The organism is Streptomyces sp. NPDC048416 (assembly GCF_043200435.1).
Taxonomy (GTDB): domain Bacteria; phylum Actinomycetota; class Actinomycetes; order Streptomycetales; family Streptomycetaceae; genus Streptomyces.
In genome coordinates, this window is record NZ_JBICXU010000021.1 from 85,206 (window position 1) to 111,361 (window position 26,156).

Consider the following 26,156-nt stretch of genomic DNA (forward strand, 5'->3'; position numbering starts at 1 on the left):
TGGCGGCCGCGGCCAAGGAGATCCGCAAGATCGCGGACGACCTGAAGGTCCGCCCCCAGTGGGTGGAGTGGAAGGGCGCGGGCGCGGACGCGTTCCGCACCTGGAGCGCAGACCTGGCCAACGCCACGCTGCGTCTGGGCGACTTCAGCGAGGGCTCATCGACCTGGCTGGGCCACGCCTCCGACGCGATCGCCTCGGCCCAGGCCGCCATCCCCCGCGACAAGCCGAGCGCCCAAGCCAACCTGGACGCGGCCCACGCGGCACACAATGACCCGGACGCGGCAGCGATCAACAGAAAGTCGACGGCCGAACTGGCGGCGCTGGAAGCGGACAAGGAAAAGGTCCGGCAGGAGGCCGTAGCCCAGATGCGGAAGCTGGGCCAGGCGTACCAGCAGTCTGCGACGCAGATGAATGGCTTGCAGCGGCCTAAGTTTCCGCCACCGCCGCAGTCGATTGCGCCGACGCCACACGATGCGCGCGGCGGTGTTAGGTATGTGCCGGACTCCAGCGGCCAGGCTGCGGGTGCCTCTTCCTACAGCCGCATCTCCCCGGAGTACCCAGACCGAACTTCCGCTGCCGGTTTCAGCGGCCCAAGCCCGCAGCCCCACTCAGACCTCGCTGCCCCAGTTCATCACGCAATGGGCAATGCCCAGCCGCCTGCACAGGTTGATGTGGACTCGGTGGCCACGTTGCCGCAGAAAGAGCCGCTTCCGAGCCCCACGGGGAGCGGTCCGGGCCCGGTCCAGGGTCACGCCGGTGAGACGTCAGCTTTGCGTATGCCGCTGCCTGTCTTCGGCGGAGCGCAAAGTGTGTCTCCAGGCCCCTCCGGCACAGGGCGGGCTACCACCGGGGAGGGCTCCCTGGCGCGTGCTGGGCAAGCTGTGCCCGGGCGCGGCACCGTCCGTATGCCTAGCAGTCCCGGGATTGTCGGCGGCCGCCTCGTTCCAGCAGCGCCGGATCGGCCCGTTAGCAGCGTGGCAAAGGGAACCGTCGTCGGGGCGGAAGAGTCCGGCAGCCACGGTGCGGGGCGTCCCGCTACCGGATCTGGCTTTACGGGTCAGGCAGCAGGTCGGCCGGGAGCGATGCCTGGGCGCAGCTCGATGACTCCCCGCAGCGGGGTGAGCGGCGGAAATGCACAGCAGCCTGGGCGAGCTGCCGCTTCCCGTTCTGTATCGACCGGTGCGGCTGAGGAGCGAGGAGGCGTCTCGGGCGGCAGGCCGGTCGTAGGGAACGCGGGGGCCGGAGCCCATGGTGGGCGACCCTCCAGAGACCCCCAAAAGGGACGTTCGCGGCGCGAGACGGGCACGGGAGGCCCCGGCTACCTAGTCGAGGACGATGAGACGTGGCTGCGGGACGATCCACGCGTTGTGCCGCCGGTCATCGACTGATGGGTTCAGGAGAGGCGCGAGGGAAGCTCATGCCATCAAGCAGTGTTCGACGCGGCATGTCCGCTGCGGTATCGGTGTTGTGTGGCCTGTTACTGGTGGGCGCCGCTGCTGCACCGGCCGGGGCGGAGACGACGCGCGAGCAACAGTGGTTTCTCGATGCCATGAAGGCCGAGGGGATGTGGAAGACCAGCACAGGCAAAGGCGTCACCGTCGCAGTGATTGACACAGGCGTCGACCCGAGCATTCCCGATCTGGCAGGGCAAATCCTGCCGGGTAAGGATTTCTCAGAAGGACAGCCGGGAGACGCCCACGTCGACTACGAGGGTCACGGCACTGGGATGGCGGTGTTGATCGCTGGTACGGGATCGGCTCATGGCGGAAACGGATCTTTCGGTCTCGCCCCGGGCGCAAAGATCCTTCCACTCCGCATGCCCAAGGCAATTGACACTGCCAACCAGGCTGAAGGGAACAAACAATTCAACCGTATTGCTCCGCAGGCGATCCGCTACGCAGCCGACCAGCAGGCGAAAGTCATCAACATCTCTCTGGGGGTGGACGAAGGCTCGCCGCAGCTGACCGGAGCGGTCAAGTACGCCTTGGATAAAGGCTCGTTGGTCTTTGCTGCGGTGGGCAACAGCGGAAATGTGGACAACGCGGTCGAGTACCCGGGCGCCACGCCTGGTGTGGTTGGCGTCTCGGCGGTGGGCAAGGATCTTCGCAAGACCGCAGAGTCCGAATACGGTCCTCAGGTGGACATGTCCGCGCCAGGGGACGGGATCGTGCATGCGTGCCCAGGCGGGACCGGCCTGTGCGAATCACACGGCACAAGCGACGCCACGGCCCTGGCCTCCGCCTCCGCCGCCCTGATCTGGTCCGCGCACCCCACCTGGACGAACAACCAAGTCCTTCGCGTCATGCTCAACACCATTGGTGGCCCCACGGACGGGGCCAAGCGGAACGATTCGATCGGGTTCGGGATCGTGCGGCCCCGGATCGCCCTGGTGAATCCCGGCGATCCGGGCCCGGCAAACGTCTATCCGTTGCCTGACCCCCCGTCGTCAGGGGAATCGGCCACCCCCGCGACACCGAGCCCGGCCGGCACCCCGGCCGCGGCGGACGCCCGCCGGGCGAACAAGGCCGCTGAATCCGGGACTCGGACCACCACCTGGCTGGCTCTGGGCCTTGGTGCCCTGGGGATTGTGGTGGTGATCCTCGGTCTATGGGTTCTGCGCAAGCGTCGTAAGCAGGCGGCCGCGGCCCAGGTCCAGGCCCGGCAGCCCAGTTGGGGCCCGGGGCAGGGATGGCCCGAGCATCCGAACCGCGATCGCACAGGAAGCTACTGAGATGGCATGGGACGAATGGGAACAGCTGAAGTCGGACGCACTACTCCGGCGTCAGCATCATGTCGCTCTCCACAGCGCAGCTGGCGGCGCCCAGAAGGACTTGAAGACCAATCACTCGGGGAAGACCTCGGCAGTCAAGGCGTTGCGGGAGCATATACAACCTGAAACGGACATGGCCGGGCACCACAGCAGTGATTGCTCCGCGTCGATAGCGCGGACCTTCTGGGCCTGGTCCTTCGGCCCTGCACTCGGGGACGCGCAGAACGAATGGGACTCGCAGGTTGCCGGCTTGATGGGACGCCTCGCGTATGAACAAACAGCGCTGGAACAGACCAAGCAGGACTTCCAAGACGTCGATTACGCGGTCGGGGGCCAGGCAGTGCGCATCATCGTCGGACATGGTCCCGAGCGCGACGCCTAGGGCGCAGGGGGAAGAATGCTCACCTACCAAGATGTGGTCATCGCTCCGATAGGCGTGTTGATCGATGCCGCCCAGGTCTGGGACGACATGGCCGACATGTTCAAGGACCCCCAAAGCTGGTACGAGTCTCAGGTGCAAGCCGTTGCGGACAACGGAACCTGGGTTGGTGTCAGCGCCGGAACTGCCTCCTCTCGGTTCGCCATGACGCGTAAGCAGTTCGCGGACGCCCAGGTCGAGGCGCGAGCCATAGCTTCGATTCTCCAGGACGCTCACGGACAGTTCGTGCGGCTGGTCGGACATGTCAAGGACCTCGTCGATCAGGCGCAGCGGGCTGGCATGCATGTCGACAGCCAAGGCCGGGCGACGTACGACACAAGCAAGTTGAGCCCCTACAGGACGGACTACGACGAGACCGTCAAGAAGGGGAACGCGGCTGCCGGCGAGTGGACCAAGAGCATCGCGGATGCGGTGCGAGCGGTCGACGACGCGGACCAGGGCGTAAGGCTGGCGCTGCATGAAGCGGCGGGAATAAAGGACATCTTCCAGCGCATCCCGGACCAGGTCCTGGGGCTCGATCACCCCTTCAATGGTGATGCGCTCGGCGACATCGAGCTCTACGAGGCCCGCGAGGCGAAGAGGTACGCGGACCAAGTTCTCGCAGGCCAGAAGCCGGACGACCTGGATGAGTGGGCACGTCTCATGCGGGACAATTCCGGCGACCAGGTCTTCAGTCAGGCACTGCTCGGCTCGCTCGGCCCGGACAACACCTTGAAGCTGTCCAACAAGATCGATGACTTGGCGTATTTCGACGACACGAAGCACAAGGGCACCTACCTCCGGCTTGCCGGCGGCCTTTCCGACTCCTTGGCGTCGGCGATGAAGTATCCCGATTACTTCGTGGACAGCCAGGACCGGCAGATTCCGTTCGGGACGCCCGAATACGACAGAATGCTGGCGGAGGCGAGAAGGCAGAACCTGGATCCGCAGTTCTACACCCGCTGGCGCACGGCGCTGCGCGAACTCGGCGTAAAGAATTACACCTTGGAAGTGGCTGCCGATCAGGCTCCCACGGGCGCCAAGGGACACAACCAGCAGGTGCGGGGCTACCAGACTTTGGCCACACTAATGCAGCAAGGGCACGGATTCTCGCCGCAGTTCGTATCGGACATCACCGATGACATGATCTCGGCCGAGAAGAAGGATCTGCACATTTGGAATCTGTATGGAAAGTTCGACAGCAAGAGCGGCGACGCATGGTTCGCCAACGATCCTGTTGACGCTTCCCTCGATGTGATGTCCAGGAACCCGACGGGATCCGCCCACTACCTGGATCCCGGCACGCAGGCCGGCAAAGAGCACTTCGACTATTTGTTCGGTAACGGTGATGGGAGCCGGGACTGGAACGTTGCCAACACGACACGGTGGGGCGGCCCGGGCGGCAATGTTGAATACGACGCGAGCAATGTTCTCGACGCCGACGCCCGGAAGGGATTGAGCGCCGTCCTGACCGCGGCGGCAACAGGCACGGACCCCTCGCTGGGGCCCCAACTCATCCCCACCTCACACACAGATGCCAACGACCGAATATTCAGACACGCCCTGGACGTTCTATCGAAGCAGGGCGACGATATGCCGGCCCCGCTGCGAGACAGTATGGCCACAGTCATGAGCAATCATGGGCATGAGGTCTACGCAACGATGGGCGTGGCAAATCAAGAAAACGCGCCACTGAACCAACACGAAGTCATGGAAATGACCAAACAGGTGTCCCGAAGTGAGCATTCCTACGGCATGCTCACCGAAGGCATGCACAGTTCTATCGTTGATGGCTTCTACGACTCAAGCCGCAAGCCCGAGGACACGTTGAGTTCAGCGGGTTACACAGTCGGCTTCATGGAGCGGGCCAGGTATCTCGCACTCAAGGGCGATCAGCATGACTTCACGTGGGACAAGACGTGGAGCTACCACGCGTTGGGCGCGCCGATCACTCTCATCCCCGGAGTGGGTGACGCAGCACAGCGTGGGGTCGACGCGGTGACGACGGCGTGGATCATGGATGAGCAGCACCGCCAGGCAGAGAAGCTCACCGGCGACAGCCAAGCAACGTACGACCACAGGCGCGGAGAGCTCAACGCCCTCGCTGATCAGTGGTACACGATCAACTCGAGTTGGGCGGATGGGCACCCCGGGTACTCCGCTCACGGGGGTGACGGGGTGTACAAGCAGATCGCGGGGTGGGCCAATGACGGGAACTACCAAGCCAGCGGGCTAGCAGGTGCCCAGTGACGCCCACATGGAAAAGAACAGCGGCGCCCCTCCTGGCCCTATCGCTAACAGCGGCAGGGTGCGGCCACAAGGAAATTGCGGTGCCGACAGGATTCTGTGGCGTCGAGGTGAGGAAACAGAATCTGGCGCCGCTTCTACCCCCGGAGGGTGCCAAGGTAGTAAATGAGCTCGTGAACTTCCAGGCTGTCCAGGGAGCCGGATGCAGGATACTCGTCGACGGAAAACAGGCTCTTTACGTCAGCGTTTCACATTTCAGGAACAAAGTGCCGACGCCTGTAATGCCGGACCCTGCGCGCGGCTTGGTTGTTCCGCCTTTCAAGCACGGTGCGGACCGGGCGGTATCCTTCGGCGGTGAAGCATATCTGGGTAGCGATGGTGGTATCATAAGAGCGACCTGTGATGCTCCGAATTCGTATGTGGAAGTCATTGTCCGCCTTGGGCGTGGCCAAATACTCGACACATCTGAGGGTTATGAGAAGATGCAGCCCTTCGTCGAAGAATTCGTGCCAAAGGAAGCGAAGAAGTATGACTGCACGAAGTAGCTGGCTGGCGGCGGCTCGGTAGGTCGCGTCCAGACGTGGGAGCTCTCAGGGAAGTTTGAGAAGAAGGATGGAGACGGCTGGTTCGCGCGTGACCCCGTCGACGCGACCCTCGGCGGTCATGTCCCATAATACGGAATGCGTCGCCGGGTACTTCGACCCGAGCACATGAAAGACGGGCGCTTCGCCCATCTACTGGGGCACGATCACCCGCGTTGGGGGCTCGAATTGCGGGAGCGTGCCGCAGGGTTATGGGGCGCAGTCCTTCAGCTCGGGCGCTCGCAAGGTGCGAGTACGGGTCGCTGCCGCACGGGCCTCGGCGGCGTGGTCACGGACTTGGGCGGAGGGGAGCGGGGCCGTGCTGGGCGGGCGGGGATCCGGCTCGCCTCGGCAAGGGCCGCACTCGCCGCCCGGCAGGGCTTCCGGGCGGCCCGGGGCGCCGCACTTCGCGCACTCCAGGATGCGTAGGGCCGGGGGTGTGGCCGGGGCTCGTTCCGGGGGGAGTTTGGTGAGGAGGCGGGCTCGGGTGAGGGCGGCCGCGCTGTAGACCGGGGTCGGCAGGCCGGCGGTCAGGGCGCGCAGGACGTCCTGCTCCGTCGCGCCGCGCTCGAACCATGCTGCTGCCAGTGGTTCCAGGTCCGCGCAGTCCCGTGCGGAGAGGGAGAGTGCCGGGGCGGTGCGTCCCAGGGCGGCCAGGAGGATGAATGCCCGGCTGCGGCATGCCGGTTGAGGGCGTGTGCGGGGCTCCGGCGGCGGGGACGGTGACGCGTCGTTGACGCCCCCTCGGGTGAATTCCGCCCACCATGCGTCGTCCCGCGCCGTACGTGAGAACCAGGTACGGGTCACCCAGCGTGCGCTGTCCGAGCCGCGCACATGTTCCCGGCCTCGGCGCAAATGCCCGGCGGTTACGAGTCGTTGGAGCGCCGTACGCAAGGCGCACTGGCCGTACGGGAGCACCTTGGCCAGCGTCTTTACGGAGATGTCGGCGCCTTCGGGGAGCCGGTCCACGTACGCGGCGACTGCTGCCTCCCGTGGAGGGAGGTGCGCGAAGTCGTTGTTCGTGCGCGGTCGTTGGGCCGGTGTCGAGCGTTTGCCATAACCCGGGCTGGCCATCGGATGCGGGTCCGCGTGCGTCGGAGTGGGCGCACCACTAAGCTGGTTGGTAGCCATCAGATCGCTTTCTAGAGGGGTGATCTTGGTGGTCAGGCCCCCGGAGGTGTTCCTGCACCTGGCGGGGGCTGTTTGTTGCCTGTTGTTGTTTGGGACGCTAGAGGGTCGTCACCCTCTGTGGCAAGTCGAACGCGGAAAGTGCCGATCGTTGCGCGTTTTCGCCAACTCGCTGGGCGGGAGGGTGGGTTGAGGCCCACCGCCCATTCGATTTCAAGCATCGCTCGGGGCTCATTGCTTGAGCTTCGGGGGCGGGTGGGCGGGTGGGCGGGCGGGCGGGGAGCTGGATGGGGCTGCGTGGATGGGGCTGCGTGGGGTGGTGCCGCCGTGGGGTGGCGCGGGGGTGGGGTCGTGGTGGCGGTGCGGCCGCGGGTGGTGCGGGGGTGGGGTGGGGTGGGGTGCGTGTGTCCGGTGTCGGTCGGCGCGGCGACTCTGGGCGCGCGCTTGGGGCTCGGTCCTCGGCCCCCGGGCGTGATGAACCGTCCGGGTGACGCCCGCGGCGTTCTGTGTGCGTTCGCCCGATATGGGCAAAGGGTCGTCGGGGTGGCGGGCTGTCCGTCGGCCCGTTGATCTGGAGGAGCAGGGTGTCCGTTTCGGACAGCGGTGAGGGCCGTCAGGGTCTGGTGAAGCGGGAGGCCGACCTTTGGTTGGTGCTGGGTTCCGGACTGTCACAGCGGCCCATCACTCGGCGGATCACGGATGCGCTGGCTCTGGAGTTCGGTGACCGGTTCGCCGTGGTGCGCAGCAATGAGCTGGTGATGGGTGCGGGGCGCGGCGGCCTCTCGTTGCGGGGGCTGGACGGGCGCGAGCTGGCGCCGCCCAAGGTGGCGTACGGGAGGGTGTGGACTCCGGGGGCCAATGCGGACCGGGAGGTTGCACTGCTGCGGCATCTCGAAGCCATGGGCAGCGTGTTACTGAACCCGGCGGATGCGGTGCAGGCCTGCCTCGACAAGTTCCGGCAGATGCAGCGGCTGGCGATGGCGGGGCTCGCCGTACCTGAGACGCGTATGGGGGCGGGTGCCTCTTTGGCGGAGGTGAGCCGGGCTGGGGTGTACGGCACGGAGGGCGACGGCTCGGAGGGCGATGGGCCGGAGGGCGACGGTTCGGAGGGCGATGGGCCGGAGGGCGACGGTTCGGAGGGCGACGGTTCGGGGACACGTGCCGATGGGGTGGGTGCCTCAGGGACGGGTGCCGCGGGGCTGAGGGGCGCCGGGGCCAGCGGCGCCGGGGTCAGTGGTGCGGGGGCCGGCGGGGCTGGAGCGTATGGCTCGGAGGGCGACGGTACCGGGGGCGACGGTACCGGGGGCAGCGGTGCTGGGGGCAGTGACGCCGGGGCGGGTGGGGGCGGGGTTGGGATTGGGTGGCCCTGTGTGGTCAAGGCGGTTCGGGGGCACCGTGGCGAGCAGGTCTTCCTGGCGCCGGACGACGCGGCACTGCGGGCCGTTCGCAGCGGCCTCGGTGAGGACACCGCCTGCCTGTTCCAGGAGTACATCGCCTACTCCCACGGCCGCGACCTGCGGGTCGTGGTCATCGACGGCCGCCCGGCAGGAGCGGGCGTGCGTACCGCCACCGGCGGGGACTTCCGCTCCAATCTGGCTCTCGGCGGGACCCTCGCGCCCTGCACGGGCCGCCACCCCGAGGCGGAGGCCCTTGCGGTCCGGGCCGCCGACGTCATGGGGCTCTCCGTCGCAGGCGTCGACCTGCTGTTCACTCCCGGCGGCGGCTTCACGGTCTGCGAGGTCAACGCCAACGTCGGCTGGCAGCGCGAGATGAAAGAGATCACTCCCGCGCTCGTGGCCGCCTTCCGGGCCCGCCTCACCGACACCAAAGGCCCCCCGCCGTCGAGCCGGCGACCCGAGGAGTCCACCCGTGCGTCTCTCACGCCCCGTGAACCACTGGCCGCTGAACCGGTGGCCGTTGAACCGCCGACCGTTGAACCGCCGACCGTTGAACCGCCCACCGTTGAACCGCCCACCGTTGAACCGCCGACTGCTGAACCGCTGGTCACTGAAGCGTTGGCCGCTTCTGCGCAGCCCCAACTTCCGGCTGTTCGCCCTGGGCCAGACGGCATCCAACACCGGAACCTGGATGCAGAAAGTGGCCCAGGACCTGCTGGCCCTGGAGCTGTCGCACGGTAACGGCACCGTCCTCGGCATCACCACGGCGCTTCAATTCCTGCCCCTGCTGGTGCTCGGCCCCTACGGCGGCGTCCTGGTCGACCGGCACTCCACGCGGCGGATCCTGCTCGTCTCCCAAGCGGTCATGGCGGTCCTCGCCCTCATCCCCGCCCTGCTCGTCGCGACCAGAACCGCCCGCCTCGACCACCTCTACCTGCTCGCCCTGGCGCTCGGACTGACCATGGCCGTCGAGAAGCCCGCCCTCCAGGCGTACATCGCGGAATCCGTCGCCCCCGGCCAACTCGTCAGCGCCCTCGCCTTCAACAGCGCGGTCCTCAACCTCGCCCGGGTGGCGGGGCCCGCCCTTGCCGGGCCCCTCATCGTGGTACTCGGCCCCGCCCCCGCCTTCCTCGCCAACACCGTCTCCTACCTGGTGGTCATCGGCTGCCTGCTGCGCATGGACCCCGACGTCGGCCGCCCGGCACCGGCGGTTGCGCGTGCCAAGCAGCAGGTACGGGAAGGACTGCGCTACGTCCGGGACCACCGCGACGTCGCGCTCACCCTCGTGCTCGTCGCGATCGTCGCCGCGTTCGGCATGAACTTCCAGATCACCACCGCACTGATGATCAGCCACGTCTACCAGGCCCCGACCAGCCTGTTCGGACTCGGCAACACCGCGCTGGCCGTCGGCTCGGTGATCGGTTCGATCCTGGCCGCGCGCCGCCCGAGGACGGCGCGACAGCAGCTGGCCGCCGCCGCGTTCGCCTTCGGAACGCTGGAGACCGTATGCGCCCTCATGCCCGGCTGCGTCAGCTTCCTCGTCCTGCTCGTCCCGACCGGAACGGCCCTGCTGATCTTCCTCACCGCCGCCAAGGCCCACCTCCAGCTCGGGGTCGCCGATGGCATACGCGGACGCATCATGAGCCTCTACCTCCTCGCCACCCTGGGTACGACGCCGCTGGTCGCGCCCCTCATCGGGTGGATCGCCCAGGCGGCCGGACCCCGTACGGCTCTCGCCCTGGGCGGCGTCGTATCCGCCGTCGCGGCCGTCACCATCGGTCTGCTTCCCCCGCGCCCCGCCGCCGTCCCCGCCACATCCGCTCCCGCCGCGACCGCCGTCCAGGCCTGACCTCCCCCGGCTCGCACCGGCCGGGCACGCAGGGGAGAGCCGGCCGCCACCCGCATGCGACCGGCTCGACACACCTGAACGGGTGCTCCACACCTACCTGTTGGACCCCTTTACGTCGGCGATGAAGGCCGACCACGCCGTGGCTCGGAACACGAGCGTCGGGCCGGTGGGGGCGGTCTTGGAGTCGCGTACGGGGACGATGTGCGGGAAGTCGTCCGCCACTTCGAGGCAGTTGCCACCGCTGCCGTCGCTGTGGGTGGACTTGCGCCAGCGGGCCACCTCCAGGCAGTCGCCGCCGCTCCCCCCGCTGTAGCTCGACTTCTGCCAGCGGGCGATCTCCAGGCAGTCGCCGCCGCTCGCACCGCTGTAACTCGACTTGTGCCAACTGGCCTTGCTCAGGTCGTACTCAGGGCTGATCCTCATGGGCGTAATCCTCCGCCACCGATTCGATCAGGGCCAGGGATTGCTGCGGTGAGAGCGCACTGGCGCCGATGAGGTCGTATGTCAGCTCGTAGTGGAGAACAGCCGCAGGGTCGTCCTGCAAGCGCCCCGTTCCCAGGCCTTGGAGGTAGGCGAGAGGCGGCGCATCCGCGAACGCCATCAGCTTGAGTGAGCCCTCCAGGGCCATGTGCGCCCCCGCCGCAAACGGCAGAACCTGGACGATGATGCGGTGACGGAGACCCAGGGAGGCCACATGTGCCAAGGCCTCTGCCATCACGGCCGCGCCACCGACCTTCCTCCGCAGCACAGCTTCATCGAGCACCACCCACAGCAGGGGCTGCGTTGCGTCAGCCAGGAGTTCGGCGCGCGCCAACCGAGCGGCCACCAGGTCATCAATGAGCTCGTCAGGCGCTGTGAGGTGGCCTGCTCGAAACATGGCCCGCGCATACGCCTCCGTCTGCAACAGGCCCGGGATGAGCAGAGGCGCGTACTCCCGGATCGCCGTGGCGACCGCCTCCGCCTCTGCCGCCTCGGCGAAGTGGTCCGGGTACTTGGACTTGGCCGCCGCCAGGCAGTTGCGGGTGAAGAAGCCGTCCGTGCCCAGGATCTCGTCGAACTGGCGGGCGTACTCCAGGTGCATGCGGCGGGTGCCGGATTCGAGCTGGCCGATGAAGGAGCCGGAGACGAAGAGCGGGCGGCCCAGTTCGTCCTGGGTGAGGCCGGCACGTTCGCGCGCGTGGCGGAGTTCGGCGCCGAGGAAGGCGCGCGGGGATGAGGAGGGGTCGAGGTCCTTGGGTCCTGGCATGCGTAACTCCCTGTGGGACACGCGGGGTTGTTGGATCGCCGACAGTAGTCAGGCTAGCTCCGGTCGGCCACGCTGGGTGAGGAAATCAGCACACTCGGTGGAGCGGAAGGCGAAGGAAATGGCGTTGACGGCGGAGGAAAGGGTGCGGGCGGTGGAGGACGCGATCGAGCAGTTGCGGGAGGGGCTTGGCCGGGTCGGGGTGGTGCTGCCGTCGCTCAGGATCGACCCGCTGACGTGCGCGGGGCATGTGCTGTACCCGCTCGTGGATCTGGGTCGCTGCAACATGGACATGGCGTTGCGGCTGGTGGCCGTACTGGCTGGGACGTACAGCGCGGAGGGGGCGCCGCTGGGCGGGGGCGAGCCTTCGTCGTCGGCTCGGCGTTGATGGGGCGGAGAGGGAGCCACTGCGCTGGTTCAGGGCTGCGGTGGTTCAGGGCTGCGGTGGTTCAGAGCTGGGGTGCGAGGAGGGTGAGGCGCAGGAGGGCGGCGACAGCGAGGGTGGCGGGGATGGCGTACCACCACGTTCGGAGCCATGCGGCCTTGACCGTGACCCATGCCAGCATGGCCAGCAGGGCTGAGGAGAGCAGGGCGAGTCCAGCGGCGAAGTGGCCGTTGGTGAGGGTGTGTTGGTCCCAAGGGCCGGCCGGTTCGCTCGCGTAGGCGAGGAACGTGAGGTACCCCGTGACGGCTGCGCCCAGGGTGAGGACCACGGCGGAGACGCCGGTGCCGAACAAGTCTCCTGCGGAACGGCGGGGTGTGTGCGTGGGGCGCGAGTCGGTGAGGTCGCGGGTCACTTCGGGTGCCTCCGTCGTTCGGCTCGCGTGAGTGGGGTGTGTGGGGGTGGGAGTGGGGTCGGGGTGGTGGTTCGACTCTATGGGGCTGGGTGGCGGGGTGGTGGTCTCGGGGGTGGGGAGCGTGGGCTGGTCTTGCGGCCCGCCCGTGCTCAACTGGCAGTAGCTGCACGGCAGTTTAGGCGGACGTATGCGCTGACATACGCTCCGTTGCCATGAGCGATCACGAGCATTCCCGGTCTCGATGGACGGACCACCCTCGGCTCAGGCGATGGTTGGCCGAGCAGGAGGCGGCGTTCGGGGAGTGGGCCGTGTCGCACCCGGGGGAGTGGGACTTCTCCGTGGCCTCGGTGGACGCGTTGGAGCGTGCGGTGCGCCGGGATTTCGCCCCGTCGGGGTGGGAGGGCGTGCGGGCCGCCCAGCACACCTCGTTGGTGATCGCGCCCGCCTGGTACTTCGGCGAGGTGTGCGTGCGGGCGGGGGCGGTGTGGAAGGTGAACCCGGCGACGGATTTCAGCACGTGGGACGGCCCGTTCGTCGGCGTCCCGGACGATCCCATGGAGGACCCGGACCATGAGGACCTGTACGAGGACGACGACTACCTCCCTGCCTCGGTGCCGGTGACCGAGCTGCGTGGCATGTTCCTCAAGGACCCGCCGTGGCAACTCAGGGATGTGGTGGGGGAGTTCGAGACGTGGCGGCGGGGCTGAGGGTCACTGGATGCTCCAGCGGTGCGGGTGGGCGGGGTCGGACGGGCAGGCGAAGATGTTCAACTCGCCCGCGCGCCCCACGATGACTCCGGTCGGTGTCGCGGACAGGAACGTCGGTATGGCCCGGTCCTCCTCCTGAGGGATCCAGCTTCCGCTGCCGCCGTCCCACTCCGAGCTGTCGATCGTCAGGAGCAGCGCCATCGGGGTCGTGCACGTGGAGCAGTTCATGGGGGAGGGGTCGGTCAGGTGCCAGGACGCGAACCCGCCGACGCGCCAGCCGGGGGGAATGGACAGGTCGTACTGGTAGGCGGGAGGGCCGGGTTCCTCTTCCCCCAGGTCGTCCTCTTCCCCCAGGTCGTCCTCTTCGAGCGCTTCCTCCCGGGCGTAGATCCGCGCGCACAGTTCCTCGGGCAGCACCCCGGCGAACGGGTACGTGGTCACCTGCTCGGGATGCAGCGTGCAGGGCTCCGGTACGTACCCCGCGAACCCGACGACCTCCGGCTGCGGCGGGTTCGTCCGTACCTGTTTCACCTCCCACGAGCGGCGCCAGCGCAGGTCGAGGGACATCCCGTAACCGGTCGGGCCGTGGCGGTCGAAGGGGCACCAGAAGACTTGCAGGAGGTCGCAGCCGTCCGGCCCTTCGGGCAGATCGGGCACGTCGCGTCTGAAGAGCTGTGCGACGGCGACCAGAGGCAGCGGGGTGGACTCCGTGATGTCCGCGACCTTGTGCTCGCGGCACAGCCGGTCGACGAAGTCACCCTCCTCCGGTGAGGGGCGGTCGCGGGCCCATGCGGCGGCCAGGAGCGCGCGCTCCTGGTGGATGTCGGCCGGGCGCCGGCCACGGCCGCGCTTGTGCGCTTCGGTGCACACGGGCCACGGTTCGTCGGCGGGCCACAGCAAAGGGCCTCCCACGGAACTGTCCTGCACGCCCGGACTGCCCGGACGTGGGTGCAGTCGGGTCGTCGTCCCGCGATGGGCCGCCAGTTCCGGGAAGAGCGCTTCGACGTCGAGCGGGCGCGGCGGAGTGGTTCGCGTCATGCGCATGAGCCTATGAAACCCCGAGTGCGCGCATGTCCCCGGCGGCAGCCGTGCGCGGCGGGGGTCAGGTCGCCGCGTGGAGGGCTGCGTGGAGGGCTGCGCGCAGGTGGCCTTGGGTTTCGGTCAGGAGTTTGGCGGCCGTGTCGCTCTCCACGCCGCCCAGGATGACCAGGATCGCGTTCTTCACCTCGCCGTCCGTCGCGGCGAGCGCGGCCTCGATCTCGGGGTCGTCCGCGCCGGTCGCGAGGGCCACGATGCGGCGGGAGCGGGCGCGCAGCTTCTCGTTCGACGCGCGTACGTCGACCATCAGGTTCCCGTAGGTCTTGCCCAGCCGGATCATGGTGATCGTCGAGATCATGTTGAGGACCAGCTTCTGCGCCGTGCCCGACTTCAGGCGGGTCGAGCCGGTCAGGAGCTCCGGGCCCACCACGACCTCGATGCCGTGCTCCGCCGCAGCCGCGAGCTCGCTGCCCGCGTTGCAGGACAGGCCGATCGTCAGGGCGCCCAGCTGCCGCGCGTGCTCGACCGCGCCGATCGCGTACGGGGTGCGGCCCGAGGCCGAGATGCCGACGACGGTGTCCAGGGAGGTCAGGCCCAGCGCCGCCAGGTCCTCGGCCGCCAACTGCCGGGAATCCTCCGCTCCTTCGACCGCCTTCACCATCGCGGAAGGCCCGCCCGCGATCAGCCCCACGACCTCGGCCGGGTCGGTGTTGAACGTCGGCGGGCACTCGCTCGCGTCCAGGACGCCGAGCCGCCCGGCCGTCCCGGCGCCCGCGTAGACCAGCCGCCCCCCGCGCGCCATCCGCTCGGCCGTGGCGTCGATCGCCGCCGCGATGGTGGGCAGCCGCTCCGCCACGGCGGCGGGAACGGTGGCGTCCTCACCATTCATGATCCGCGCGATCTCGGCGGTCGGCAGCTGGTCGATCTCCGCCAGCTCGGGCCGGAACGCCTCGGTGGTGAGGGTGGCCAGCTGGGCACGGAGCTCGGCGTAGTCCTGGGTGGTCATGGTGACGGCGCTCTTTCTCTGCGTACGGCGTGGCGGGTGTTGCGGGGCTTGGGGGCCGGGGGGTGTGTCCGGGTAAGGGCCGGGGGGTGTGTCGGGGTGGCGTGAGGGGTGGATGGGGTGGCGGGCGTAGCGGGGGTGGCGGGTGAGAGGCGCGGTGCTGGGCCGTCGGGGGCGGCGGGCCCGGCGGGCTCGGCCGACGGGGTCAGCGGGCTCTGGTGCGGGGGGTGTGGCGGTGGGCCAGGGCTTCGTAGGAGGCGGCCAGTGCGGGCGCCGCCGTCTCGTAGGTGCGCTGGGCGATGCCGACGAACAGGCAGTCCACGACGAGCAGTTGACTCGTGCGGGACGACATCGCGGCCGGACGCAGCTCGCTCTCGCGGGCCGTGGAGGTGGTCAGGACGTGGTCCGCGTACTGCGAGATCGGGCCATCGGGACGGCCGGTGATCGCGATCGTCGTGGCGCCGTGGTCGAAGGCGACCCGCAGCGGCTCTATGACGTCGCCCGTCGAACCGGAGTGGGTGATCGCCACCGCCGCGTCGCCCGAGCGCAGTTGCACCGCGTTGGTGACCGCCAGGTGCGGGTCGGTGTGGGCGTGCGCGATGAGCCCGATGCGCAGCAGCTTCTGCGCCAGGTCCTGGCCGACGAGACAGGACGCGCCCACCCCGTACACATCAATGCGCCGGGCCCCCGCCAACGCGCCGACGGCGGCGCCCAGTTGGACCATGTCGAGGGCGGCGGCGGTGTCGGCGAGGGTCTGCTGCTCGTCGTAGGCCAGCTTCGCCACGACGTCCGCGAGCGGATCGTCGACGGCTATGTCGGCGGTGACCGAGGGGGCCCTGCCCGACTGCTGCTGGGCGGCAAGACCGGCGAGCGCCAGGCGCAGGTCGCGGTAGCCGGGGTAGCCGAGGAGGCGGGCGGTGCGCACCACGGTGGCCTCGCTGGTGCCGGTGAGCTCGGCGAGGCCGGTGACCGTGAGGGCCGCGCAGCCGGCCGGGTCACCGGCGACGGCTTCGGCGACCCGCTGCATGGAGCGGGTCATGGACGGCGCGAGCGTACGCACCTTGGCCACGAGGGCGGCCGGTGCGGGCGGTGAGCCGTGGGTGAAACTTTCCTTCACTTCATTGGTCACACTTGAAAGATATTTTCGGCATCTTCTCCGGTCAACCCTTTTGCGGTGACAATGGGGGGCATGGACGACGTACAGCCCATCCAGCCACTTGAACAAGCCCTGCACGCCGCCCGCGCCCTGGTCCTCGCGGACCTGGCCGCGCGCGACGTGGCGCACGCGGACGTCGTCTCGATGGTCGAGGACGCGGTGACGCACCGGCGCTGGTGGGTGGAGCAGTGGCCCGAGGGGACGGAGTACGTCGCGGGGCTGGTCGCCCAGGACGTACAGGACGCGCTCCTTGAGCGGTACGGACGCTGGCCCCTGTGCCCGGTGTGCGACGCGGGCGACCCGCACGCCCTCGACGTCGAGCCGGAGCTCGGGCCCGACCCGCACTGGGTGTGCGGCAAGGCGGGGGTCGTGGTGGCGCCGGTCGGTGGGCTCGGCGGGGGCGTCGGGGGCGTCGGCGGCGCTGATGGCGCCGGTGGGACCGATGGCGCCGGGGGCGGGCCCGGTGCGGGGTTCGGCGGGCCCGGCGCGGGTTTCGGGGGGCCCGGGGGGTTCGGGGGATGACCCTCTACATCGACCCGCCGACCTGGCCGGGACACGGTCGAATGTGGTCACATTTGGTCAGCGATGTCTCGCACGAGGAACTGCACGCCTTCGCGGCGTCCATCGGCTGCCCGCCCCGCGCCTTCGATGGCGATCACTACGACGTGCCCTCCCGGCGCTACGAGGACGCGGTGCGCGCGGGCGCGGTGGAGGTCGGCTCCAAGGAGCTCGTACGCCGTCTGACGCAGGCGGGACTCAGGCGCCCGAAGGGCCGGCCCGCCTGAGCCGCCGGGCCCGCGTGGGTGCCGAGGTGGCCCGGGTGGGCGTGCGCAACGCGTTCCGGGGCGTTCGGAGGGCGCTGCGATGGCGCTGCGGAGGGGCGCTGTGGAGAACGCCCGGAGCGCGGTACGGTGGGTGTTCCGGAGCGCGCTGGAAGCACCTGGTTGGCCGGAAGTTGTCCCCGGTTCGGCTGCGGCCCGTAGCCAGACGACTGCGGATCGGCTAACTTCCTTGCCAGTAGTCGTGGTTCCGAAGTCTCAACGCCCGCGGTTTACGCCGTGGGCGTTTGCTGTGCAGCAATGTCCGAGGACCAGGGCGATCACCTCACCCAGGGGTACTGACAAGCCAGTGCCCCGCGATCCTCGACAGGGGAAACACATGGCAACCGGCACCGTGAAGTGGTTCAACGCCGAAAAGGGCTTCGGTTTCATCGCGCAGGACGGCGGCGGCCCGGACGTCTTCGTCCACTACTCCGCGATCAACTCCACCGGCTTCCGTGAGCTGCAGGAGAACCAGCAGGTCAACTTCGACGTGACCCAGGGCCCGAAGGGCCCGCAGGCGGAGAACGTCACCGTCGCCTGACCCGTCACCGCCACGCAGTGACTCCGTGACCCCGGCCCGCCGGGGAAACGACGAGGCGCCCCGCACCCGAATCCTGGGTGCGGGGCGCCTTCGTGCGTACGGATGGCTGACGGGTCAGCCCATCAGCACTGGGCCCGTGCTGCCGCCGGGGTGTGCTCCGGCTCCGCCGATGCGGTCGATGCGGTCGATGCCGAGCCGGTCGGAACCGCCGAGCGGGCCACCACGCGCGAGTGGGACTTGTGCAGGCGCAGCGAAGCCGCGACCAGGGCCAGGGCGAGGACCGTCATCGCGGCACCCGCCCAGGCCGTGGCCGCGTACCCGAGGTTCGCGCTGATCACGATGCCGCCGAGCCAGGGGCCCGCGGTGTTGCCCAGGTTGAACGAGGACGTCGTCGTCGCGCCGGCCAGCGTCGGGGCGGCGCCGCCGACGTTGAACATGCGGGCGTTGAGCGCGGGGGCCGTGAAGAACGCCGAGCAGCCGATCAGGAACGCGAGGGTGATCGCGACGGCCGGGGTCGAGGCGAACAGGGCCAGGGCGACCAAAAACACCGTCGAAGCGGTGATGCCGCCGAGCAGCACCCCGAAGAGGTGCGCGTCGGCGACCCGGCCGCCGATCGTCGTACCGATGAGCGCGCCCACGCCGAAGAGGCCGAGCACGGCCGGGACCCAGCCGGCGTCCACGTGCGCCACGTCCGTGAGCAGCGGCTTGAGGTAGCTGAACGCGCAGAACACGCCGCCCGCGGCGAGCGCGGTGATCGCGACGGAGAACAGCACCTGCGGGTCGCGGTAGATCCTCAGCTCGCGCCGGAGCCGGGGCTTCTCGGCGGGGAGCGGGATGTGCGGGATCCGGGTCAGGATGCCGACCAGGGCGATCACGGAGGCCGCGCCGACCGCCCAGAACGCCGAACGCCACCCCAGGCCGTCACCGAGCAGTGCGCCCAGCGGCACGCCCAGGACGTTCGCGATCGACAGGCCACCGATCATGACGGCCATCGCACGGGCCCGTGCGTTCACCGGCACCATCGCGATGGCGACCGCCGCGCCCACCGCCCAGAATCCCGCGCAGGCCAGCGCGGACACGATCCGTGAGGCGAACAGCAGCGCGTAATTCGGGGCCAGCGCGCCCGCGACCTGGCCCACGCCGAACACCGTGATCAGTGCGATGAGGGTCGTACGGCGGGGCAGGCGCAGGGTGGCCACCGCGAGGAGTGGGGCGCCCACGACCATGCCGATGGCGAAGGCGGAGATCAGCAGGCCTGCCTGGGGGATCGACACGCTCATGTCGTCGGCGATGGCCGGAAGCAGGCCGGTCAGCATGAACTCGCTGGTGCCGAGTGCGAAGACGGAGAGGCCGAGGATGTAGACGGCGAGCGGCATGCGGGCCCCTTGGGCGGGGGGCGCGGGGGTGGCAGCGAGGGGGGCAGCGGGGGTGGAAGTGGGTGCGGGCACGGGCTTGGGTATGGGCTCGGCGGGCATATCGGGTGCCAACGCCGGTGGCCGGATTCGTATTCCCCCGGGGCCCGGTTTTGGCGTGCGGGCCGCGCATGGCTGGTCGCGCGGTTCCCCGGGCCCCGGGCTCTCCCGGTGCCGGGCGGCGTGGACATCTTCAGCCTGTGTTGCGCAGTTCCCCGCGCCCCTGAGTTATTCGGTGCCGGCCCGCATCGGCGTGCCCAGTCCGTCCGGCGTTGAGGACGAGCGCCTTTCGGGCGCGAACGGGGTCTGGGGCGGAGCCTCAGGGGGCTGTGCCTCGGCCCAGCGGGGTTTGTGCCTCGGCCCGACTCCTACGGCCCGTGTGGGGCGCGGTGCGGTTTGGTTCCTTCTCTGCTACGTCCGGTTGCGCTCGAAGAGGTGCTGGGATTCTCTGCCGCCGATCGGACGCGGGGTGTCGCCGATGCGCTGGAAGCCCGCCCGGTCCAGGACGCGCTGCGAGGCTGTGTTGTCCTCGTCCGTCGTCGCGTACACCGTCTCGACGTCGGGCTGCGCCAGCGCCCACGCCGTCAGCGCCTTCAGGGACTCGGTCGCGTACCCATGGCCCCGTACGGACTCCGCCAGGTCGTAGCCGATCTCGACGCGGCCGTCCTCCGGGGGGCCGTGGAAGCCGATGCCGCCGATGGCCCGGCCGTCCTCGGTACGCACCATGACGTACGCGCCCCAGCCGGTGCGGTGCCGGCCGGTCTCCATGCCCGCCAGCATCTTCGCGGCGGCGAAGCGGCTGCCCTCGTCCGGGCCGCCGGGCGCCCACTCCCAGCCGCCGGAGCCGCCGTCCTGAAGTTCCGTGGCGGAGACGCGGGTCAGTTCGTGCAGGGCGATGCGGTCGGCCTGGACTGTCACGGGGAGCACGTGCGTTACCTGCTTTCCGTCCGGGGGCGGGCGAGCGGGGGTGTGCTCGCGCGCGGTGGGGGGTCGGGCTTGGTCGGTCGATCGGTCCGTCGGTTCTCGGTCCGTCGGTCGGTCGGTCGGGCCGATTATGCGGTCAACAGGGCTAGTTCCGCCTCAAGATTCTCCCGACCCGGGGTCTCCCACTCGCGTTCGCCGTACGGGGTGTGGAACAGCCTTGGCAGGGCGAGCAGTTGGCGCAGTACTGCGGTCCGGCCGGAGCGGAACGCCTCGTCCGGCACGAAGGCGTACTCCTCGCGTACGGAGGCGGCGTACGCGGCGTATGCCTGCGGGGCGGCGGCCAGGATCGCGAGGTCCGCGTCGCACAGGACCGCGCCGTTCGCGTCCCCCGCCTCGGGGGCGTGAGTGACGGTCAGGCGCACCAGGCGCGCGACCTCCGCGGTCGCCTCCCCGGTCAACCCCGCTTCCAGCAAGGCGCGTTCGGCCAGGCGTGCCGAGCGCTCCTCGTTCTCCGAGCGGTCCGGGAGGTACACCGCGTCGTGGAACCACGCGGCGAGGCGTACGAGGTCGGGGTCGTCCGCGTACTGCTCCAGTACGTCGATGTGGTTCAGGACGGCGGTGAGGTGGGCGGTGGTGTGGTAGCGGCGCTGCGGTTCCGCCCAGCGGGTGAGGAGGTTTTCCCCGTACGGGGCGGGGTCCGGGGCGGGGTCCGGGTCCGGGGAGGGGCCTGTGGCGCGGGCTGCGAGGAGGGTGGTGCGCCAGCGGATGCGGAGGGTGTTGTCGGGCATGCGGGTGAGGGTATCCGGGGGGAGTTTTCCCACCCGCCCGCCCGTGCGGCCGAGTTGCGGGGCTCGGGCCCCCGGGGTGGGTTGCTCGGTGCGGGCGGCTGTCCGCCGGGGGTGGGGCGCCCGCCTGCGGCGGGCCTGTTTCCCGCCCGCCCTCCCGTTCTGCCGAGTCGAAGAAGTTCGGCTCCTGTGGGTGGTTGCTGTGCGGTGGCGGCTGTCCGCCGGGGGGTGGGGTGCCCGCCTGCGGCGGGTTGCGGGGTGTCCCGACCCTGTGGGGGCTCCATGTTGGGCGGGTGGGGGGAAAGGCTGGGGTGTGGGGGAGGGGTGTGGTGCGGGTCACTTTGGGGGCGTGTCACGAACGCGCGGGCTGTTCGCGTCTGGTGGTCGTCCCCGCGGCGGGGACGGTCGACACGGAGAGGTGGCACGGCGATGAACGCAACGACAGCGCGGCAGCACGAGGTCCTGGTCCTGGGTGCCGGGTACGCCGGGCTCGCGGCGGCGATCCAGCTCGCGGCCCGTGGCAAGAAGCGCGGGAACGTGCGGGTGACCGTCGTCAACCCCTACGACGTCTTCACCGAGCGGCTGCGGCTGCACATGACCGCCACCGGCCAGGAAACGGCAGAGATGAGCATCCCGGAGCTGCTTGACGGCACCGGGGCCGGGTTCGTCCGCGGCTGGGTCACCACCGTGGACGCCGAGGCGAAGACCGTCCGGATCGACGACGACCGGGTCCTGCGGTACGACACCCTGGTCTACGGACTGGGCAGCGTCGCGGACACCGCCGCCGTCCCCGGCGTGGACGACCACGCGCACACCCTCAACAGCGCGCAGGACGCCGCCGTCCTCGCCGACCGGCTGGCCCGGCTCGACGGCGGGACCGTCGTCGTCGGCGGCGCGGGCCTCACCGGCGTGGAGGCCGCCGCGGAGATCGCCGAGCAGCACCCGGGGCTCCAGGTGGTGCTGCTGGGGCGGACGGAGCCGGGCGCGGGGATGCGTCCGAAGGCCAAGGCGCACCTGGACGCGGCGCTCGCCCGGCTCGGCGTGCAGGTCCGCTGCGGCGTCGAGGTGGTCAAGGTGCTGCCGGGCGGCGTCGAGCTCGCGGACGGCTCCGCCATCCCGGCCGACGCGGTGCTGTGGACCAGCGGTACGCGCGTCTCGCCGCTGGCAGCCGTCGCGGGCTTGAGCGTCGACGAGCGCGGCCGGGTGGTCACCGACAGCGCGCTGCGCTCGGTCTCGCACCCGGATGTGTACGCCGTGGGCGACGCGGCGGCCATCCGGCAGGGCTACGGCGTGATGCACGGCACCTGCCAGAGCGGCATGCCGACGGGCGTGCACGCGGCGCTCTCGATCCTGCGGACGCTGGCCGGCAAGGAGCCCAAGCCGTTCCGCTTCGGTTATTACCACACACCCGTCAGCCTGGGCCGCAACGATGGGATCGTGCAGTTCACCCGCCCCGACGACAGCCCGCGCCGGATCGTGCTGACCGGCAAGCGGGCCGCGACGTACAAGGAGACGGTCACGGCCTCGCCGTGGCCGACCTTCGCCCGTATGAAGAAGATGCCCGCCTCGGGCGCCTTCTGGCCGCGCGGCGGCCGCTACACCCGGATCAGGAGCGCCAAGTGACCACCCAGCCGCAGCAGTCCCGCCCCGACGAGCTTGTTTTCCAGCAGTACCGCACGCTGCTCTTCTCCGTCGCGTACCGCATCCTCGGGACCGCCGCCGATGCCGAGGACGTGGTGCAGGACGCGTGGCTCAAGTGGTCGGCGGCCGACCGTTCCAAGGTCGCCGACCCCAAGGCCTATATGACCCGGATCGTCTCCAACTTGTCGATGGAGCTGCTGCGTTCGACCCGGCGTCAGCGGGAGACGTATGTCGGGCCGTGGCTGCCCGAGCCGATCCTCACCGGTTCCGGTTCCGGTTCCGGTCTCGGTCTCGGTCTCGGTTCCGGAGCCGGTTCCGGGACCGCCGTCCCCGACACCGCCGACGGCGTCATGGCGGCGGATTCGGTCTCGATGGCCCTGTTGGTCGTTCTGGAGACGCTGAGCCCCCTGGAGCGCGCGGTCTTCGTACTGAAGGAGGTCTTCGCGTTCAGTTACGTGGAGATAGCGCAGGCGGTGGAACGTTCCGAGCCGGCGGTGCGCCAGGCCGCGCACCGGGCCCGCGAACACGTCCAGGCCCGGCGGCCCCGCTTCACCACGGACCGCGCCCGTCAGCGTGACGTCGCCGAGCGGTTCTTCGCGGCGGCGACGGGCGGGGACATCAACACCCTCATGGAGCTGCTTTCCCCGGACGTCACGCTGTGGACCGACGGGGGTGGCAAGGTCCGTCAGGCTCTCAAGCCGGTGGTGGGTCTGGAGACCGTGGCCGGCTGGTTCGCCGCGCTCGGCACCGCGACCTACCAGGGCGTCGAGCCCGGGCAGATGCGGGCCGAGCTCACCGGGATCAACGGCGGGCCGGGTGTGGTGTTCCGTGGTCCGGACCGTGTGATCGCCACGATGACCTTCGACTTCGACGCGGAGGGCCGCATCTCGGCCATCCACAACGTGGCCAACCCCGACAAGCTGCACGCCGTCGCCGACGGCACCCGGCATGAGCTCTGCTGAATTTCTGCTGATGCCGGGCGAGTTGGGTGCGGTGGGTGCGTCCGGCGAGTCGGCGGGGTGTCAGTTGCTCGTGGGCTTGAAGCTGCGCAGGCGCAGGGAGTTGCCGACCACGAAGACCGAGGAGAAGGCCATCGCGGCGCCCGCGATCATCGGATTGAGCAGGCCGGACGCCGCGAGCGGCAGGGCGGCGACGTTGTAGGCGAAGGCCCAGAACAGGTTGGACTTGATGGTGCCGAGCGTCTTGCGGGAGAGGCGGATCGCATCCGCCGCCGCCCGCAGGTCGCCTCGTACGAGGGTGAGGTCGCCGGCCTCGATGGCGGCGTCGGTGCCCGTGCCCATCGCGAGGCCGAGGTCGGCCTGGGCGAGGGCCGCCGCGTCGTTGACGCCGTCGCCGACCATGGCGACCGAACGGCCCTGCGCCTGAAGGGACTTGATGACGTCGACCTTGTCCTCGGGCATGACCTCCGCATACACCGTGTCGATGCCGACCTCGGTCGCGACGGCTTCGGCGACCGCCTTGTTGTCGCCGGTCAGCAGGATCGGAGTGAGCCCGAGGGCGCGGAGCCGCCTGATGGCCTCGGGGCTGGTCTCCTTGACGGCGTCGGCGACTTCGAGGATCGCACGGGCCTCGCCGTCCCAGGCGACCGCGATCGCCGTACGCCCCGCCGCCTCGGCGTCGTCCTTGGCCCGCTTCAGGGCCGGGGTGAGGTCGATCGCCCACTCTCCCAGCAGCTTCTCGCGGCCGACGAGAACGGCGTGGCCCTCGACGATGCCCTGGACGCCGAGCCCGGCGATGTTGGCGAAGTCCTCGGGGGTGGGCAGCGTGCCGACCTCGGCGGCGGCGCCGTCGGCGATCGCCCGGGCGATGGGGTGCTCGGATGAGTGCTCCAACGCGCCTGCCAGACGCAGGACTTCGGGCCGGTCGGTGGTGTCCGTGGTGTGTGCCGCGAGCAGGGTCATGCGGCCGGTGGTCACCGTGCCGGTCTTGTCCAGGACGATCGTGTCGACCTTGCGGGTCGTCTCCAGGACCTCGGGGCCCTTGATGAGGATGCCGAGCTGCGCGCCACGGCCGGTGCCGACCATGAGGGCGGTCGGGGTGGCCAGGCCCAGGGCGCAGGGGCAGGCGATGATCAGTACGGCGACGGCGGCCGTGAACGCGGCGGTCAGCCCCGAGCCGGTGGCGAGCCAGGCGCCGAGGGTGACGAGGGCGAGCCCCATGACGACCGGCACGAAGACGGCGGAGATCTTGTCGGCGAGGCGCTGGGCGGCGGCCTTGCCGTTCTGGGCGTCCTCGACGAGCCTGGCCATGCGGGCGAGCTGGGTGTCCGCGCCGACCCGGGAGGCCTCCACCACGAGCCGGCCGCCCGCGTTGAGGGTGGCGCCGGTGACGGCGTCCCCGGAGGTCACCTCCACCGGGACGGACTCGCCGGTGAGCATGGAGGCGTCCACGGCGGACGAGCCCTCGACGACCGTTCCATCGGTGGCGATCTTCTCGCCCGGCCGCACCAGGAAACGGTCGCCGACCTTCAACTCGTCGGTGGGGACGGTCCGTTCGGTGCCGTCCGCGCGCAGGACGGTGACGTCCTTCGCGCCGAGTTCGAGCAGTGCCTTCAGGGCCGCGCCCGCCTTGCGCTTGGAGCGGGCCTCGAAGTAGCGCCCGGCGAGGATGAAGGCGGTGACTCCGGCGGCGGCCTCCAGGTAGATGTTGCCGGCGCCGTCCGAGCGGCCGATGGTCAGCTCGAAGGGGTGGGTCATGCCGATCATTCCGGCCGTGCCGAAGACGAGGGCCCACACCGACCACAGGAACGCGGCCGATGTGCCGACCGAGATCAGCGTGTCCATGGTCGCGGCGCCGTGCTTGGCGTTGGTCCAGGCGGCGCGGTGGAAGGGCCAGGCGGCATACGTCACGACCGGCGTGGTCAGGGCGAGCGAGAGCCACTGCCAGTAGTCGAACTGGAGGGCCGGGGTCATCGACATCGCGACGACCGGGGCGGCGAGGGCGACGGCGGTGAGCAGTCGTTGGCGCAGCGGGTGCAGGGGGCGCAGTTCGTCGGCCGGTTCGGCAGGTGCGGGGCCCTCGGTTGCCTTGGGCCTTTTCGTCCCGTCGATCCCCTCCGTCCCGTCGGTCTTCTCGGCGGGGGCGGTGCGAGCGGTCCTGTGCCGTACGGGTGGGGGCTCCTTGGCCGTGTAGCCGGTGGCCTCGACGGTGGCGATGAGGTCGGCGACGGAGACCCCCTCGCGGAAGGTGACCTTCGCCTTCTCGGTGGCGTAGTTGACGGTGGCCTCGACCCCGCCCATCCGGTTGAGCTTCTTCTCGATCCGGGCGGCGCAGGAGGCGCAGGTCATGCCGCCGATGGCGAGCTCCACGCCGGTGGGGCCGGTGGGGCCGGTGGGGGCGACGGGGCCGGTGACGGTGCCTGTTGCGGTTCCGGGGGAGTTCGTGCCGGTGGTAGTCATGGCTGCGGCTCCTTGGGCGGGGTGGGGGGCGAGGTGCGGTGCGCGGTGAGGATGGGATTCAGTGTACCCCTGGGGGGTATCAATTTCAGGGTGTCCTGTATACCCCCCGGGTGTATCCGGCGCAAGGGACCGCCGTGTCTGGCCCATGCCTGCCCCATGCCTGACCCATGTCTGACCTGCGTCTGACCCGCGTCTGATTCGCGCTCGCCGCGTTCGTCTCGCGTCTGCCCCGTTCGGGTGGGGGGTCGGAAAGCTCGGGGCCGTCGCGTGCACCGCCCT

The 26,156-nt window shown here is 69.8% G+C and carries 23 protein-coding genes and 1 pseudogene; 13 read left to right on the top strand and 11 right to left on the bottom strand.

Annotated features, from left to right (window positions below; translation table 11 throughout):
• Window positions 1-1,444: 1,444 nt before the first annotated feature.
• The 4 genes from mycP (at window position 1,445) to ACGFW5_RS24240 (ending at window position 5,980) form a co-directional block, all read left to right on the top strand.
• Complete coding sequence (gene mycP / locus ACGFW5_RS24225) at window positions 1,445-2,731, top strand: type VII secretion-associated serine protease mycosin (protein ID WP_393836382.1); 1,287 nt, start codon at window positions 1,445-1,447, stop codon at window positions 2,729-2,731.
• Window position 2,732: 1 nt separating this feature from the next.
• The gene (locus tag ACGFW5_RS24230) at window positions 2,733-3,152 is read left to right on the top strand and encodes a hypothetical protein (protein ID WP_393836383.1); all 420 of its coding nucleotides are present in this window, start codon (window positions 2,733-2,735) and stop codon (window positions 3,150-3,152) included.
• A gap of 15 nt (window positions 3,153-3,167) precedes the next feature.
• Window positions 3,168-5,438, top strand: coding sequence for a hypothetical protein (locus ACGFW5_RS24235; protein WP_393836384.1), 2,271 nt, complete (start codon window positions 3,168-3,170; stop codon window positions 5,436-5,438).
• A gap of 80 nt (window positions 5,439-5,518) precedes the next feature.
• Window positions 5,519-5,980 carry a hypothetical protein gene (locus ACGFW5_RS24240; protein WP_393836385.1) on the top strand — a complete coding sequence of 154 codons (462 nt, stop codon included), beginning with the start codon at window positions 5,519-5,521 and terminating at the stop codon, window positions 5,978-5,980.
• 246 nt (window positions 5,981-6,226) lie between these two features.
• Here the strand turns inward: ACGFW5_RS24240 and ACGFW5_RS24245 are convergent, their stop codons facing one another.
• Window positions 6,227-7,147, bottom strand: coding sequence for a hypothetical protein (locus tag ACGFW5_RS24245; RefSeq protein ID WP_393836386.1), 921 nt, complete (start codon window positions 7,145-7,147; stop codon window positions 6,227-6,229).
• Window positions 7,148-7,728: 581 nt separating this feature from the next.
• Between ACGFW5_RS24245 and ACGFW5_RS24250 the strand changes: the two genes are divergently transcribed.
• Window positions 7,729-9,282: a hypothetical protein gene (locus ACGFW5_RS24250; RefSeq protein WP_393836387.1), complete on the top strand. Its 1,554-nt coding sequence runs from the start codon at window positions 7,729-7,731 to the stop codon at window positions 9,280-9,282.
• A complete protein-coding gene (locus ACGFW5_RS24255) occupies window positions 9,200-10,390 on the top strand; it encodes an MFS transporter (protein WP_393836428.1) in 1,191 nt (396 codons plus the stop codon). Before ACGFW5_RS24250 ends, ACGFW5_RS24255 begins: the two co-directional genes overlap by 83 nt.
• A 93-nt stretch (window positions 10,391-10,483) precedes the next feature.
• On the opposite strand, the gene ACGFW5_RS24260 is transcribed toward ACGFW5_RS24255, so the two are convergent.
• Window positions 10,484-10,813 (bottom strand): DUF397 domain-containing protein, encoded by a 330-nt coding sequence (locus ACGFW5_RS24260; protein ID WP_393836388.1) that lies wholly within the window; start codon window positions 10,811-10,813, stop codon window positions 10,484-10,486.
• Window positions 10,797-11,636, bottom strand: coding sequence for a Scr1 family TA system antitoxin-like transcriptional regulator (locus ACGFW5_RS24265; protein ID WP_393836389.1), 840 nt, complete (start codon window positions 11,634-11,636; stop codon window positions 10,797-10,799). Before ACGFW5_RS24265 ends, ACGFW5_RS24260 begins: the two co-directional genes overlap by 17 nt.
• 124 nt (window positions 11,637-11,760) lie before the next feature.
• Here ACGFW5_RS24265 and ACGFW5_RS24270 point away from each other — a divergent pair, with 124 nt between their 5' ends.
• Window positions 11,761-12,021, top strand: coding sequence for a hypothetical protein (locus ACGFW5_RS24270; RefSeq protein ID WP_393836390.1), 261 nt, complete (start codon window positions 11,761-11,763; stop codon window positions 12,019-12,021).
• Between the two features lie 61 nt (window positions 12,022-12,082).
• On the opposite strand, the gene ACGFW5_RS24275 is transcribed toward ACGFW5_RS24270, so the two are convergent.
• On the bottom strand, window positions 12,083-12,430 hold the full coding sequence (locus ACGFW5_RS24275; RefSeq protein ID WP_393836391.1) for a hypothetical protein: 348 nt from the start codon (window positions 12,428-12,430) through the stop codon (window positions 12,083-12,085).
• Window positions 12,431-12,642: 212 nt separating this feature from the next.
• On the opposite strand from ACGFW5_RS24275, the gene ACGFW5_RS24280 reads away from it, so the two are divergent.
• Window positions 12,643-13,137, top strand: a complete 495-nt coding sequence (locus ACGFW5_RS24280) for a hypothetical protein (RefSeq protein WP_393836392.1) — start codon at window positions 12,643-12,645, stop codon at window positions 13,135-13,137.
• A 3-nt stretch (window positions 13,138-13,140) separates the two neighbouring features.
• Here the strand turns inward: ACGFW5_RS24280 and ACGFW5_RS24285 are convergent, their stop codons facing one another.
• The 3 genes from ACGFW5_RS24285 to ACGFW5_RS24295 all read right to left on the bottom strand — a co-directional run bounded on the left by ACGFW5_RS24285 (window position 13,141) and on the right by ACGFW5_RS24295 (window position 16,307).
• Window positions 13,141-14,175 carry a hypothetical protein gene (locus ACGFW5_RS24285; protein ID WP_393836393.1) on the bottom strand — a complete coding sequence of 345 codons (1,035 nt, stop codon included), beginning with the start codon at window positions 14,173-14,175 and terminating at the stop codon, window positions 13,141-13,143.
• Window positions 14,176-14,239: 64 nt separating this feature from the next.
• Window positions 14,240-15,181 carry an N-acetylmuramic acid 6-phosphate etherase gene (gene murQ, locus ACGFW5_RS24290; protein WP_393836394.1) on the bottom strand — a complete coding sequence of 314 codons (942 nt, stop codon included), beginning with the start codon at window positions 15,179-15,181 and terminating at the stop codon, window positions 14,240-14,242.
• 202 nt (window positions 15,182-15,383) lie between these two features.
• On the bottom strand, window positions 15,384-16,307 hold the full coding sequence (locus ACGFW5_RS24295) for a MurR/RpiR family transcriptional regulator (RefSeq protein WP_393836395.1): 924 nt from the start codon (window positions 16,305-16,307) through the stop codon (window positions 15,384-15,386).
• A 51-nt stretch (window positions 16,308-16,358) separates the two neighbouring features.
• Here ACGFW5_RS24295 and ACGFW5_RS24300 point away from each other — a divergent pair.
• The 3 genes and pseudogenes from ACGFW5_RS24300 to ACGFW5_RS24310 form a co-directional block, all read left to right on the top strand.
• Window positions 16,359-16,727: pseudogene (locus tag ACGFW5_RS24300) on the top strand (hypothetical protein); the annotation flags it as partial.
• A 125-nt stretch (window positions 16,728-16,852) separates the two neighbouring features.
• Window positions 16,853-17,119: a DUF4031 domain-containing protein gene (locus ACGFW5_RS24305; protein ID WP_393836396.1), complete on the top strand. Its 267-nt coding sequence runs from the start codon at window positions 16,853-16,855 to the stop codon at window positions 17,117-17,119.
• A gap of 373 nt (window positions 17,120-17,492) precedes the next feature.
• Window positions 17,493-17,696 (top strand): cold-shock protein, encoded by a 204-nt coding sequence (locus ACGFW5_RS24310; protein ID WP_393836397.1) that lies wholly within the window; start codon window positions 17,493-17,495, stop codon window positions 17,694-17,696.
• A gap of 122 nt (window positions 17,697-17,818) precedes the next feature.
• On the opposite strand, the gene ACGFW5_RS24315 is transcribed toward ACGFW5_RS24310, so the two are convergent.
• From ACGFW5_RS24315 to ACGFW5_RS24325, 3 genes are all read right to left on the bottom strand, one after another.
• Window positions 17,819-19,072 (bottom strand): Cmx/CmrA family chloramphenicol efflux MFS transporter, encoded by a 1,254-nt coding sequence (locus ACGFW5_RS24315; protein WP_393836398.1) that lies wholly within the window; start codon window positions 19,070-19,072, stop codon window positions 17,819-17,821.
• Between the two features lie 447 nt (window positions 19,073-19,519).
• On the bottom strand, window positions 19,520-20,035 hold the full coding sequence (locus ACGFW5_RS24320; RefSeq protein WP_393836399.1) for a GNAT family N-acetyltransferase: 516 nt from the start codon (window positions 20,033-20,035) through the stop codon (window positions 19,520-19,522).
• A gap of 125 nt (window positions 20,036-20,160) precedes the next feature.
• The gene (locus ACGFW5_RS24325; RefSeq protein WP_393836400.1) at window positions 20,161-20,820 is read right to left on the bottom strand and encodes a hypothetical protein; all 660 of its coding nucleotides are present in this window, start codon (window positions 20,818-20,820) and stop codon (window positions 20,161-20,163) included.
• 426 nt (window positions 20,821-21,246) lie between these two features.
• Here ACGFW5_RS24325 and ACGFW5_RS24330 point away from each other — a divergent pair, with 426 nt between their 5' ends.
• Window positions 21,247-22,440 (top strand): NAD(P)/FAD-dependent oxidoreductase, encoded by a 1,194-nt coding sequence (locus ACGFW5_RS24330; protein ID WP_393836401.1) that lies wholly within the window; start codon window positions 21,247-21,249, stop codon window positions 22,438-22,440.
• Window positions 22,437-23,420 carry an RNA polymerase sigma factor SigJ gene (sigJ, locus tag ACGFW5_RS24335; protein WP_393836402.1) on the top strand — a complete coding sequence of 328 codons (984 nt, stop codon included), beginning with the start codon at window positions 22,437-22,439 and terminating at the stop codon, window positions 23,418-23,420. Before ACGFW5_RS24330 ends, sigJ begins: the two co-directional genes overlap by 4 nt.
• A 60-nt stretch (window positions 23,421-23,480) precedes the next feature.
• Here sigJ and ACGFW5_RS24340 read toward each other — a convergent pair whose 3' ends face one another.
• Window positions 23,481-25,766: a heavy metal translocating P-type ATPase gene (locus ACGFW5_RS24340; RefSeq protein WP_393836429.1), complete on the bottom strand. Its 2,286-nt coding sequence runs from the start codon at window positions 25,764-25,766 to the stop codon at window positions 23,481-23,483.
• Window positions 25,767-26,156 lie beyond the last annotated feature (390 nt).

What these genes read in the sequence shown, in the direction of transcription:
- ACGFW5_RS24235 (WP_393836384.1), top strand. Translation starts at nt 3,168, where the DNA reads ATGCTCACCTACCAAGATGTGGTCATCGCTCCGATAGGCGTGTTGATC.
- ACGFW5_RS24280 (WP_393836392.1), top strand. Translation starts at nt 12,643, where the DNA reads ATGAGCGATCACGAGCATTCCCGGTCTCGATGGACGGACCACCCTCGG.
- mycP (WP_393836382.1), top strand. Translation starts at nt 1,445, where the DNA reads ATGTCCGCTGCGGTATCGGTGTTGTGTGGCCTGTTACTGGTGGGCGCC.
- ACGFW5_RS24325 (WP_393836400.1), bottom strand. Translation starts at nt 20,820, where the DNA reads ATGCCCGACAACACCCTCCGCATCCGCTGGCGCACCACCCTCCTCGCA.
- ACGFW5_RS24330 (WP_393836401.1), top strand. Translation starts at nt 21,247, where the DNA reads ATGAACGCAACGACAGCGCGGCAGCACGAGGTCCTGGTCCTGGGTGCC.
- ACGFW5_RS24305 (WP_393836396.1), top strand. Translation starts at nt 16,853, where the DNA reads ATGACCCTCTACATCGACCCGCCGACCTGGCCGGGACACGGTCGAATG.
- ACGFW5_RS24245 (WP_393836386.1), bottom strand. Translation starts at nt 7,147, where the DNA reads ATGGCTACCAACCAGCTTAGTGGTGCGCCCACTCCGACGCACGCGGAC.
- ACGFW5_RS24340 (WP_393836429.1), bottom strand. Translation starts at nt 25,766, where the DNA reads ATGACCTGCGCCTCCTGCGCCGCCCGGATCGAGAAGAAGCTCAACCGG.
- ACGFW5_RS24285 (WP_393836393.1), bottom strand. Translation starts at nt 14,175, where the DNA reads ATGACGCGAACCACTCCGCCGCGCCCGCTCGACGTCGAAGCGCTCTTC.
- ACGFW5_RS24310 (WP_393836397.1), top strand. Translation starts at nt 17,493, where the DNA reads ATGGCAACCGGCACCGTGAAGTGGTTCAACGCCGAAAAGGGCTTCGGT.
- murQ (WP_393836394.1), bottom strand. Translation starts at nt 15,181, where the DNA reads ATGACCACCCAGGACTACGCCGAGCTCCGTGCCCAGCTGGCCACCCTC.
- ACGFW5_RS24260 (WP_393836388.1), bottom strand. Translation starts at nt 10,813, where the DNA reads ATGAGGATCAGCCCTGAGTACGACCTGAGCAAGGCCAGTTGGCACAAG.
- ACGFW5_RS24265 (WP_393836389.1), bottom strand. Translation starts at nt 11,636, where the DNA reads ATGCCAGGACCCAAGGACCTCGACCCCTCCTCATCCCCGCGCGCCTTC.
- ACGFW5_RS24315 (WP_393836398.1), bottom strand. Translation starts at nt 19,072, where the DNA reads ATGCCGCTCGCCGTCTACATCCTCGGCCTCTCCGTCTTCGCACTCGGC.
- ACGFW5_RS24230 (WP_393836383.1), top strand. Translation starts at nt 2,733, where the DNA reads ATGGCATGGGACGAATGGGAACAGCTGAAGTCGGACGCACTACTCCGG.